This is a genomic window from Rhodanobacter sp. B04 (assembly GCF_002001125.1).
Classification (GTDB): domain Bacteria; phylum Pseudomonadota; class Gammaproteobacteria; order Xanthomonadales; family Rhodanobacteraceae; genus Rhodanobacter.
In genome coordinates, this window is record NZ_MUNV01000010.1 from 1 (window position 1) to 9,961 (window position 9,961).

Genomic DNA, 9,961 nt, shown 5'->3' on the forward strand with positions numbered 1-9,961 from the left:
CACACAATTCACCTGCGCACACTGTCAAAGATCTTTCGCTTGCATCCCGTTTCCGGTTTGCGCCCCAGAACGTTTCGTCCTAGGTGAGCCGCCCATTCTACATCGCTTTTTACGACCGTCAACACCCTCGTTGAAGCTTTTTTCGAGGTCCCGGCGGTCCGTCTTGCGACGTCTGGGCGACTGCGGGCCGCGAATAATACGATCTATGCTTTTTTTAGCAAGCGTTTCTTGAGAACAATTTTGCAGATGTGCGGCAAACAGCTGAGCAAGCAGTGAAATTTTCTTTTTGAGCTGCGTTCCACTTCGCGATATCCGGGATAGAACGCTGTTTCGATCACGCCTGCACAAGCCTCACCCGTGCAAAGTTGCGCTTGCCCACCTGCAGCACACCCTCAAAACCGGCATTGAAGACGCGCTGCGCGTCCTCTACGACCTCAGCGTCGACGCGCACCGCCCGCTCCTTGAGCTTGCGACTGGCTTCGGAATTGCTCGCCGTCAGTCCCGCCGCCGTCAGCAGCGCTCCGAGGCGCAGCCCTTCGACGGGCACGACGATGTCAGTCTGCGGCAGCAGCGAGGTGTCGCCCTCGCCACGCACGACAGCATGCCAACCAGCAATGGCCCGCTCGGCGGCTTCGGCACCATGGAAGCGCGCGGTCAGTTCGTGCGCGAGGCGCAACTTGGCATCACGCGGATTGAGTACGCCGCTGGCGATGTCCTTCTTCATCTGCGCCAGTTCGTCCAGCGACACTTCGAAGCTGAGCAGCTCGAACCAGCGCCACATCAGTTCGTCGCCGATCTTCATCGTCTTGGTGACGATGTCTATCGCCGGCTCGTTGATGCCGATGTAGTTGCCGAGCGACTTGGACATCTTGTTGACGCCATCCAGGCCTTCCAGCAACGGCATGGTCAGCACGATCTGCGGCGGCTGACCGTGATGTTCCTGCAGGCCGCGGCCCATCAGCAGGTTGAACTTCTGGTCGGTGCCGCCGAGTTCGACGTCGCACTTCAGCGCGACCGAGTCGTAGCCCTGCACCAGCGGATACAGGAATTCGTGGATCGCGATCGGCTGCTGGGCGGCATAGCGCTTGGCGAAGTCGTCGCGCTCGAGCATGCGTGCCACGGTGTGCTGGGCGGCCAGCTTGATCATGTCGGCTGCCGTCATCTGGCCGAACCACTCGGAGTTGAAGCGCAGCTCGGTCTTCTCGCGATCGAGCACCTTGAACACCTGCTCGGCGTAGGTCTCGGCATTGGCCAGCACGTCCTCGCGGGTGAGCGGCTTGCGGGTGACGTTCTTGCCGGTGGGATCGCCGATCATGCCGGTGAAGTCGCCGATCAGGAAGATCACCTGATGACCGAGGTCCTGGAATTGGCGCATCTTGTTCAGCAGCACGGTATGGCCGAGATGCAGATCCGGTGCCGTCGGGTCGAAGCCGGCCTTGATCCGCAAGGGACGGCCACTTTTCAGGCGCTCGACCAGTTCCTCCCGCTTGATGATTTCGTCGGCGCCACGCGCAATCGTGGCCAGCGCCTGCTCAAGCTCGCTCATGTATTTCTCTCTAGGGTGACAGGGACGAACCGCATCGGAGCAAGGCGCCCGTGCGCGGGACGTTAATTGTGCGTTAACCGGGAATCTCGCGCAAACCCTTGATGGGAAAGGCGTTGACGCCATTTACACATGGCCGCTATGGTACGCGCAGTTTGTTACTTTGTACCGCGGGGCGCACACGGCATGACTGATCAGAAAAAGAGTGCGCGACATGCGCGCAAGCGGGCGATCAGTCGCAAGGCGCAGCGTCGGCACTCTCACTTCTATGAACGCTTTGCGCATTGGTCGTTCAACCGTTCTCCCGAAGTCGAACCCATTCACTGGCATCGTGAGCACCTGGTGCTCGCCGGCACTGCCCTGCTGATCACCCTGCTGTCCGGTTTCATCATGCCCGTCTGGGCCAGTGCGATGCGTCCCGCACCCGCACCGGAAGTACATGCTCTGCTGCCGCTGGCGCTGCCCAAGGTTGCACCAGCCAGCGTCGTGGCACCCACCGTGGATGACTGGCAGGTGGTGCGGGTCGCGCCCGGCCAGACCCTGTCGGATATCTTCACCGCCCACGGTCTCGGCATGGCCGATCTGCAGAAGGTGATGGATGCAGCCGGCAGCGCCACGCCCGCGCTGCACAACATCCATCCCGGCGAGGAATTCGATTTTCTGCTCGGCAGCGATGGCAGCCTCAAGGGTTTCCGTTTCGATCAGGATCAGGCCAGTCGCGCCACTGTGCGGCTTGATGGCGCACAGCCCAGCCTCACCACCCAGCAACGTGACATGGATCTGCGCGAACAAGTCGCGCATGGCGTGATTCGCAGCAGCCTGTACGCGGCCGGCGATCAGGCTGGCATGAACGCGGCGATGGTCGGCAAGCTGGCTGATCTGTTCAAGTACGACATCGACTTTGTGCAGGATCTGCGCGTCGGCGACAGCTTCACGGTGATTTACGACGACCTCTACCGTGACGGTGTGCGCTATGGCGAAGGCAACATCGTCGCCGCCGAATTCATCAACCAGGGCCAGCGCTACACCGCCTATCGCTTCAAGAAGGCCGACGGCAGCTACGGCTGGTTCAGCGAAGACGGCCGGCCGATCCAGAAATCCTTCCTGCGCATCCCGGTCGACTTTACCCGCATCTCCTCGACCTTCAGCGCGGCACGCATGCACCCGATCCTGGGTCTCATGCGCGCGCACAAGGGGGTGGATTACGCCGCACCCATGGGTACGCCGATCCATGCCGCCGGCGATGGCGTGATCAAGTATCGCGGGTGGGAAAACGGCTACGGCAATTTCGTGGTGATCCAGCACAGCAGCACCATCAGCACGGCGTACGGCCACATGTCGCGTTTCGCCAATGAAAAGGTCGGCCAGCGCGTGACCCAGGGCCAGGTGATCGGCTTTGTCGGCATGACCGGCTTAGCTACCGGCCCGCATCTGCACTACGAGTTCCGCGTCAATGGCGTGCAGCGCAATCCGCAGACAGTGACCTTGCCACGGCCCGAGCCGCTGCCGGCGGCACAGCTGGCGCAGTTCAAGGCGCAAGTGGTGCAACCCCAGCTGGCCCGACTGACCGAGCTGGACGCACGCATCAAGCTGGCGCGTGCAAACGCCCCCGCCAACAACGACAACTGAGCAGCCGACGCGCGTGGATGACGCCTCAGCGCTTTACCTCGGCCTGATCTCCGGTACCAGCGCGGACAGCATCGACGCCGCCTTGGTCAGTTTCGACCGCGATGTTCCGCAGTTGCTGGCCGCGCATGGTCATCCTTGGCCAGCAGCCCTGCGCGAACGCATGCTGGCGTTGGCACAGGACGAAGCCCCGCTGGATCTGGATGGGCTGGGGCGGCTGGATGTCGAAATCGGGCATCACTTTGCCGACGCAGCGCTGCAGTTGCTTGAACAAAGCGGCACGTCCGCAATGGCGGTGCGGGCGATCGGCTCGCATGGCCAGACTGTACGTCACCGGCCTACCGGCAACTACCCCTTCACCCTGCAGTTGGGTGATCCCAGCGTCATCGCCGAGCGCTGCGGCATCGAGGTCGTGGCCGACTTTCGCCGTGCCGACATCGCTGCTGGCGGGCAGGGCGCGCCACTGCTGCCGGCACTGCACGCCATGCTGCTGGGACGGCCCGGCCATGCTCGGGTCGTGCTCAATCTCGGCGGCATTGCCAATATCACGGTGCTCGGTGCCGACGGCAGCGTGCAGGGTTTCGACACCGGTCCGGCCAACGGCCTGCTGGATGCCTGGTGCCTGCGCCACCGCGGCGAGGCGTTTGATCGCGACGGCATCTTCGCCGCCAGCGGCCGGAGCGATCCAGCCCTGCTCGACGCGTTGCTGGCCGATCCTTATTTTGCGCTGCCGCCACCGAAGAGCACCGGGCGTGAAAACTTTCACCTGGGTTGGCTCGCCACGCATCCACAGCTGGGTCCGCTGGAACCGGCCGACGTGCAGGCGACCTTGCTGGAACTGACTGCATGCAGTGTCGTTGCCGCGATTGCGCAACATGCACCGGACGCTGAGGAAGTGCTGGCTTGTGGCGGCGGTGTGCACAACGGCGCACTGATGCGGCGGCTTGGCGAACTGCTGTCACCGCGCATCCTGGGAAGCACCGCCCGCCATGGCATCGATCCGGACTTTCTCGAAGCCACCGCATTCGCGTGGCTGGCGCGCCAGCGACTGCTCGGCCTGCCCGGAAACCTGCCGGCGGTGACCGGCGCACGTGGCGCGCGGGTACTTGGCGCGATCTACTCGGCTCCCGGCGCCGACTCCGCAACCCGGATATTTTCCGGCGCAAATTGAGTTGCGCTACGCTGTGTCAGCGCACGCAAGGCTTCCTGGAACACGCCCTTTTCATTGGCCTCCCAGTCGCTGCCGATTTCGGTCAGGGCGTGCGGATCAAGCAGCGACTCACTGAACGGCTGTACGGTCGAGATGTCCATGCCTTTGCGCAAGGCATGCAACAAGACTTCATTGACCGACCACTGCCGTGCCTTGGCCAGCGAATGAATGCGTTCGGCCAGCAAGCCATCGACGTGTTGCAAGATCATGTCTGGCACAAGCGTCACTCCTTGTTCCGCAGGAACTGGAGACTCCCATTCCGCTGACCCGGATTCTGACGAATCCGGTAATCACTTCCGTGCCCTGGTTGGCAATCTCATCAGGCTGGCCAGAGCCTGTGTGACCGGGGTCACGAATGCAGCCAGCTGATGACTGGTGCCATCGTGCAAGAGTGCCAGCAAAGCGCATTCGCGCACTTTCTGGAATCATCCGGTTCAACGTGCCGTCGGTGCACATACGTCATTCATGGATCCATCACCAGGATGTTCTCTACGTCCTGCTTAGGGCCCGCCCTGAGCAACTTCACTTGTACGTTCAGCGGAACGAAAATACGACCACAGGTAAGCGAACAAAAGCATCGCCGGCAGGATCGACACCACGGTAATGGCGAAATAGCCGCCATACCCCAGCATCGTGACAATACCGCCGGCAAAGAAGCCAAGCACCTTGCCCGGCAAGTTGACCAATGAACTCAACAGCGCGTACTGGGTTCCCGTGTGCTGCTTGTTGACCAGCGACGACAGGAACGCCACCGTCGGCGGCCCGAGCAGGCCTTCGGCGAAATTCTGGCCGGAGATCGCCACGGTGAGCATGGGCAGGCTGCCGTGGTGCTGCAACAGCAACAGGTAGAGCAAGTTGCTGCAGCTCTCCAGCACGATCGCCACACCCAGTGTGCGCCACGCGCCCCAGCGCGCCACTGCCGCGCCACCAACGAAGGCACCGGCGATGCCGATCCACACCCCATATATCTTGGTGACCGCGCCGATCTCGGTCTTGCTGAAGCCCATGTCGCGCATGAAAGGATTGAAGATGGTGCCTATGGACTGCTCGGGCAACTTGAACAGCAGGATGAACAGCAACGTCAACCCCGCCATGACCCAGCTGTAGCGGCGAAAGAAATCCGCGAATGGGTCGACCACGCCCTCGTGCATCGCCGCCCGCCACGTGGCGGGCACCGCCCGGTACACGTCCGGCTCGCGCATGGTCAACGTGGTGGCGACCGGCAACAGCATGGCTACTGCCATCAGTACATAGATCCAGGCCCAGGCGATGTGGTCGGCCAGAATCAGCGCCAACGCCCCGGCCACCAGCAGACCCAGCCGGTAACCCAGCGAATAGGTGGCCACCAGCGCACCCTGCGCGGAGGGCGGCGCGATCTCGATACGATAGGCGTCCACGGCAATATCCTGGGTTGCGCCCATGAAGGCCACCAGCAGAGTCGCCATAACGAACGGTTGCAACCGATACGGCGTCAGCAGAGCCATCGTCAGCAGGCCGACGATCACGCCCAACTGCGCGAACAGCAACCAGCCGCGGCGCTGACCCAACCGCGCAAATAGCGGCAGCCGCCAATGATCGAGCAGCGGTGCCCACACGAACTTGAACGCATATGTCATGCCGGCGCTGGCGATCATCGTCACGTCCTTCAGCGCGATGCCGCTTTCCTTCAGCCACAACGCCAGCGTGACGGAGACCAGCAGGAACGGCAGGCCGGAGGAGAACCCCAGCAGGCACATGGTCCATGCGGCAGGCTGAGAGAACGCCCGCCAGATCGATGGCTTGCGCGCCGTCGGCGCACGCGGTTCAATCGGCATAATCGACGGTATACGGCGCATGATCCGAGAAGCGCTGGTCGCGATAGATCGAGCAGTGCTTGAGGCGCTCGCGCAGCGACGGCGACACCACCTGGTAATCAATGCGCCATCCCACGTTGTTCGCACGCGCCTGGCCACGATTCGACCACCATGTGTATTCGACCGCATCGGGCTTGATCGCACGGAAGCTGTCGATCCAGCCGCGCTGCTGGAACAGCAAGTCCAGCCAGGCGCGCTCCTCCGGCAGGCAGCCGGAGTTCTTCTGGTTCGAGCTCCAGTTCTTGATGTCGTTCCTGGTGTGCACGATGTTCCAGTCGCCGCAGATCACGTAGTCGCGACCACTCTTCAGCCACTGGTCGAAGATCGGCGTGATCCACTCCATCGCCCTGAACTTGAACTGTTGGCGCTCCTCGCCGGAAGAGCCCGAGGGGAAGTACAGCGACACCACCGAGAGATTGCCGAAGCGCGCTTCAATATAGCGGCCCTCGTTGTCGAACTCGTCCCAGCCCAGTTCGGTCAGCACCTGGTCGGGCTCGCGTTTCGCGTAGATCGCCACGCCGCTGTAGCCCTTCTTGCTGCTGGCGTCGCGATAGAAGCAGTGGTGGCCGTCAGGACGGAACATCGGGTCGCTGAGCTGATCCTCCTGCGCCTTGGTCTCCTGCAGGCAGACCACATCGGCATGCTGCGTGCGCAGCCAGTCGAAAACGCCCTTGGTCGCTGCCGAGCGGATGCCGTTGGCGTTGAGGCTGATGATGCGCATGGTGTCTCCCGATAGCCGATGAACGATCATAACAACCGCAGACCACGACTACGCGTTTGCCTCATCAACATGAACCCATCCATCCCCCGTGCCGCGCCTGCCACGACCTCGCGGCTTCCGTGCGCGTTACCATGGCCACCATTTCGTCTGCCGCACGTACGACCCTGACTTTCACCCCACGAGACCATCCCGTGCACGATTACCAGCGCGACTTCATCGAACTCACCTTGCAGCGCGAAGTCCTCCGCTTCGGCGAGTTCACCCTGAAATCCGGCCGGCAAAGTCCCTACTTTTTCAACATGGGACGGATCGATTCCGGTGCCGCATTGGCCCAGCTCGGGCGCGCCTACGCTGCCGCCGTCGTCAACGCAGGGATCAAGATCGACATGCTGTTCGGTCCTGCCTACAAAGGCATTGCATTGGCTGCAGCCACCGCGATCGCACTGGCCGATCAGCACCAGCGCGACCTGCCATGGGCATACAACCGCAAGGAAGCGAAGGATCACGGCGAGGGCGGCGTGCTGGTGGGTGCGCCGCTCAGGGGCCGCGTACTGATCGTCGACGACGTGATGACGGCCGGCACGGCGGTGCGCGAATCGCTGGCCCTGATCCGTGCGCATGGCGCCGAGCCGGCCGGCGTGCTGATCGCGCTGGACCGGCAGGAGCGCGGCCAGGGCGAGCGCTCCGCCGCACAGGAAGTCGCCGCGGACTACGGCATTCCGGTGATCGCAATCACCAGCCTCGACGACGTGCTGGCCTACGCCGGCGAACAACCACAGTTGGCCGCCGAACACGCCCGATTGGTCGCTTACCGCGAACGCTACGGTGTTTCGCACTGAATCCATCCGCGAACGGCCGGGATCAAGTGCGCTTGGTCACAACACATGCCGCTGCCATGGCCGTCCGGCTACGTGGGGCAATCGTGATGGCTATACTGGGAGGCAAAGGGGAATCTTCATGCGCAAGCTACTGTCTGCCGTTGTCTCCATCATGCTGCTCGCGAGCCTGCCGTTGCATGCGCAAAGCACCATGGGTGGCGGCATCCGCTACAAATGGCACGACGGCCAGGGACTGCTGCATTTCAGCGACAGCCTGTCCGCCGAAGCCATGAAGTATGGCTACGACCTGGTCAACGATCAGGGACTGGTCATCCAGCATGTGCCGCGCCAGCTCAATGCGGAAGAACGCGCCGCCGCCAACAAGCTGGCCGACGAAGAAGCCGCCAGGCAGCGCGCGGCGCAGCAGGTGGCCAACGCCGAGGCGCAGATGCTGTCGGCGTATCCGGACGAGGAGTCCTACAGGATCTCGCAGCAACAGCAGCTGGACACCATCGACCAGCAGATCCATACCACCCAGATCAATCTGCGCAGTCAGGAAAAAGCGCTGACCGACCTGCTCAGCCGGGCGGCGGACATCGAGCGCGCCAAGTCGCCGGTGCCGAAATTCCTGACCGACAGCATCGCCAATCAGCGCGATGTGGTCACCGGACAGCGCAGCACACTGCAACACCAGCAGGTGCTACGCGCCCAGACCGTGCAGCAGCAGGCCAAGGATCTGGCGCGTTACCGCCAGCTCAAGGCGGCGCAAGCTCAGGGTAAGCCATAGTCCATGAGGATCCGAAGGGTGGGCGCAGGCCGGCCCTTCTTCATGCTTGCGAAAAACCGGCGTTCAGAATGGCATTTTCAGCCTGTAGTCCACCGCCAGCAGCTGCTTGCGGAACACCTGCTGGATGCGCTTCAAAGCCACCGGGTTGTCCGCCTCGAAACGCAACACCAGCACCGGCGTGGTGTTGGAGGCGCGCACCAAACCCCAGCCATCCGACCAGTCCGCCCGCACACCGTCAATCGTGATCAGGGTGGCTTCGTCGAAGCTGGCCTGCTGGCGCAGCTTGTCCATGAAGCGGTAGTGCTCACCTTCGTCCATCTCGATCTTCAATTCGGGCGTGGCAATACTCTTCGGCAAGGTCGCGAAGATTTCCTCCGGCGTTCGACCCTGCAGGTCGCCGGCGATGATTTCCAGCAACCGCGCAGCGGCGTAGATGCCATCGTCGAAACCGTACCAGCGCTCCTTGAAGAAGAAATGCCCGCTCATCTCGCCAGCCAGTTCCGCGGCAGTCTCGCGCATCTTGGCCTTGATCAGCGAGTGGCCCGTACGCCACATCAGCGGGCTGCCGCCAGCATCCAGGATCTGACCTTTCAGGTGGTTGGTGCATTTGACGTCGTAGATGATCGTGGCTCCCGGTTGGCGCGACAACACGTCGCGCGCGAACAGCATCAGCAGCCGATCCGGATAGATGATCTCGCCGGACTGGGTGACCACGCCGAGGCGATCGCCATCGCCATCGAAGGCCAGGCCCAGGTCGGCGCCGGTCCGCTTCACCGAAAGGATCAGATCCTCAAGATTGTGCGGGTCCGACGGATCCGGATGGTGGTTCGGGAAGTTGCCGTCGACATCGCAATACAGCGGAATCACTTCACAGCCGACCCCTTCAAGCACCTGTGGTGCGATCGCGCCGGGAATGCCATTGCCGCAGTCGACGACGATCTTCAGGCGCCGCTCGGCGAGCACGTCGGAAACGATCTTCTCGATGTAATCGGGCGCCACGTCGACTTGGCGCAGGCTACCCTGGCCGCCGCTCTCCAGCGCGCCGCTGGCGATGCGCTGGTACAGCTCCTGGATTGCGCCCTCGGATAGCGTCTCGCCACCGACCACGATCTTGAAGCCGTTGTAATCCGGCGGATTGTGGCTCCCGGTAACCGCCACGCCACATCCGGTATTGAAGCGGTAGGCCGCGTAGTACACCACCGGCGTCGGCACGGCCCCCACGTCGATCACGTCGACACCGGCGGCGCGCAGGCCGTCGGCCAGCGCACCGGCCAGTTCCGGCCCGGACAGGCGACCGTCCCGCCCGACCACGATCTCGCGCAGTCCTTTCTCGCCCATCAGCGTGCCGATCGACTGGCCGAGCGCGTGCGCGACCTCCTTGTTCAGCGTCTTGCCGACCACGC

At 62.9% G+C, this 9,961-nt stretch carries 9 protein-coding genes; 4 read left to right on the top strand and 5 right to left on the bottom strand.

The genetic code is table 11. From position 1 onward, the window contains the following. Positions 1–334: 334 nt before the first annotated feature. Positions 335–1,546, bottom strand: a complete 1,212-nt coding sequence (gene tyrS, locus B0E46_RS09265; RefSeq protein WP_077555517.1) for a tyrosine--tRNA ligase — start codon at positions 1,544–1,546, stop codon at positions 335–337. A gap of 183 nt (positions 1,547–1,729) precedes the next feature. On the opposite strand from tyrS, the gene B0E46_RS09270 reads away from it, so the two are divergent. Together B0E46_RS09270 and B0E46_RS09275 are read left to right on the top strand one after the other, a co-directional pair. Beyond that, positions 1,730–3,172, top strand: coding sequence for a peptidoglycan DD-metalloendopeptidase family protein (locus tag B0E46_RS09270; RefSeq protein WP_077555518.1), 1,443 nt, complete (start codon positions 1,730–1,732; stop codon positions 3,170–3,172). 13 nt (positions 3,173–3,185) lie between these two features. Further along, the gene (locus B0E46_RS09275) at positions 3,186–4,340 is read left to right on the top strand and encodes an anhydro-N-acetylmuramic acid kinase (protein WP_077555519.1); all 1,155 of its coding nucleotides are present in this window, start codon (positions 3,186–3,188) and stop codon (positions 4,338–4,340) included. On the opposite strand, the gene B0E46_RS09280 is transcribed toward B0E46_RS09275, so the two are convergent. From B0E46_RS09280 to B0E46_RS09290, 3 genes are all read right to left on the bottom strand, one after another. Further along, complete coding sequence (locus tag B0E46_RS09280) at positions 4,286–4,564, bottom strand: hypothetical protein (RefSeq protein WP_254425104.1); 279 nt, start codon at positions 4,562–4,564, stop codon at positions 4,286–4,288. The two genes, B0E46_RS09275 and B0E46_RS09280, sit on opposite strands and share 55 nt — an antisense overlap. Positions 4,565–4,879: 315 nt before the next feature. Then, positions 4,880–6,115, bottom strand: coding sequence for an MFS transporter (locus B0E46_RS09285; protein ID WP_077555524.1), 1,236 nt, complete (start codon positions 6,113–6,115; stop codon positions 4,880–4,882). A 67-nt stretch (positions 6,116–6,182) separates the two neighbouring features. Then, on the bottom strand, positions 6,183–6,953 hold the full coding sequence (locus B0E46_RS09290) for an exodeoxyribonuclease III (protein WP_077555520.1): 771 nt from the start codon (positions 6,951–6,953) through the stop codon (positions 6,183–6,185). 191 nt (positions 6,954–7,144) lie between these two features. On the opposite strand from B0E46_RS09290, the gene pyrE reads away from it, so the two are divergent. Next, a complete protein-coding gene (gene pyrE / locus B0E46_RS09295) occupies positions 7,145–7,792 on the top strand; it encodes an orotate phosphoribosyltransferase (protein WP_077555521.1) in 648 nt (215 codons plus the stop codon). Between the two features lie 118 nt (positions 7,793–7,910). Continuing rightward, positions 7,911–8,558 (top strand): DUF4124 domain-containing protein, encoded by a 648-nt coding sequence (locus tag B0E46_RS09300; protein ID WP_077555522.1) that lies wholly within the window; start codon positions 7,911–7,913, stop codon positions 8,556–8,558. 63 nt (positions 8,559–8,621) lie between these two features. On the opposite strand, the gene B0E46_RS09305 is transcribed toward B0E46_RS09300, so the two are convergent. Beyond that, a partial coding sequence (locus tag B0E46_RS09305) for a phosphomannomutase/phosphoglucomutase (protein WP_139350492.1) occupies positions 8,622–9,961 on the bottom strand: 1,340 nt, incomplete at its 5' end.